General features: G+C 44.1%; 1 protein-coding gene. It reads left to right on the top strand.

All coding sequences use genetic code 11. The features are described from left to right. The first annotated feature begins 504 nt into the window (after nt 1-504). A complete protein-coding gene (locus J7E21_RS15880) occupies nt 505-1587 on the top strand; it encodes an AI-2E family transporter (RefSeq protein WP_215109567.1) in 1083 nt (360 codons plus the stop codon). Nucleotides 1588-1867: the final 280 nt, after the last annotated feature.

Raw genomic sequence — 1867 nt, 5'->3', positions numbered from 1 at the left:
CAAACAGCAGCACATTTCCTCACCCCAATTCAGCTACTAAATCACTCATCCCCACCAAGGAAGCGATCCCCCCAACTATGGATGAAATCTATAGAAACACTAACAAATTTCATTCACACGAACNNTGACGCTAAACCAAACAGCCTCACATTTCCGCACCCCAATTCAGCTACTAAATCACTCATCCTCACCAAGGAAGCGATCCCCCAACTATGGATGAAATCTATAGAAACACTAACAAATTTCATTCACACGAACCACTGAAATCTAACAACTCAACATTGCCGCATTCGAATGCCAGTTTATTGCACACCCCATCTAACTAAGCCGATTTTCAATTGTGGACAAATGGAAGAGCCGGAGCCCGAATGATTAAAGGAACTTTCTATATCCCACCTGATTTGTTGTATAATAATTTACACCGCCGTTAGTTCATGCACACCAAAATCTCTCTCATCAACAACAGCACCAAATCAATTTCAAACAGACGAAAGGAGAATCGAAATGCCTAAGACGAAATGGTTTCGTTTTTTACTTTATTTACTTGTAATTTTTGCCATCATTAATCTGGCGGTCCGGGTTCCTTTTGTTTTCTATCCAATCGGGGTTATTTTCTCCACACTGATGCCGATTATCATCATTGGCGGAATCTTGTTTTATATCTTCAGGCCGCTCGTCAAGCTATTATCGAGAAAGATGCCGCGAGTCGTCTCGATTCTGCTGATTTTTGTTGCTTTCCTGGGTCTGATAGTCGGCTTTTCGTTCTGGATTGGTCCACTGATTTTTCGCCAGATACAGGCTTTAGTGGAAAACTTTCCATCTATTGTTAGAGGAGTTCAAAATCAGGCAAATGCCGCCTTGTCGAGTCGATGGTGGAGTTATATTCAAGAACAGGATTTTTTGCCTGATCTGAACCCAGGCGTGATAGCCGATAATTTCCGGGATACGCTGACTGGTCTCGGCTCGAATATCCTCAGTTTTACGGGTGTGCTTATCAGTACTTTGACCTCACTGGTCGTCGTGCCTTTTGTTCTGTTCTTTTTATTGAAAGACGGCGACAAATTGCCGGCTAGCTTCCTGAAACTTTTGCCGCAAGATTCAAGAGAAGAGGGAGCTAAGATTCTTCATGACATGGACGAAAACCTCAGTGCCTATATCCAGGGCCAGGCGATCGTCAGTTTGTTTGTCGGAGTCTTTTGCTTTATCGCTTATCTCATACTCGGTATAGACTACGCCATCATTTTGGCGCTAATCGCGACGTTCACAAACGTAATCCCATTTGTAGGACCCATTATCGGAGCTGTCCCGGCAGTTGTCGTGGCGTTTTTCCAAGATCCAATCCTCGCCTTATGGGTGGTGATCGCCATCGTTATCATCCAGCAGATTGAAAGTAATTTCATTTCACCGAATGTCATGGGCAAAAAATTATCTGTTCATCCCGTAACCATCATTTTCCTGCTTTATATAGGGGGCAACCTGGCCGGCCTGGTCGGTATGATTCTGGTTATTCCTGCGTACGCTGTAGGGAAAGCCATTGTCCAAAACTTATACCGCCTAGTCCGTTTACGTTATCCAGCGATGCGGTGAATAACGACAAAAACGAAGTCCTGTTGAAACAGGGCTTCTTTTTTTTTTCGGAAATATATTCATAGTGAACCATTAAAGTGGTTTTCTTGGCTCACTGCAAGAGGCCAACCCAAAGCCAGGCGGCGAAACCATTCGTGACGCTAAACCAAACAGCCTTACATTTCCACACCCCAATTCAGCCTATAACCCGCTCAACCCCACCAAGGAAGCGATTCCCCCAACAGCGGATGAATCCTAGAGAAGTACACAAAAAATATAGCCACACGAACCAAAGAAATCT

Source organism: Planococcus sp. ISL-109, assembly GCF_018613655.1.
Taxonomy (GTDB): Bacteria; Bacillota; Bacilli; order Bacillales_A; family Planococcaceae; genus Planococcus.
Note: the sequence above shows the minus strand (reverse complement) of the source record. Positions and strands in the feature narration are given on the sequence as shown.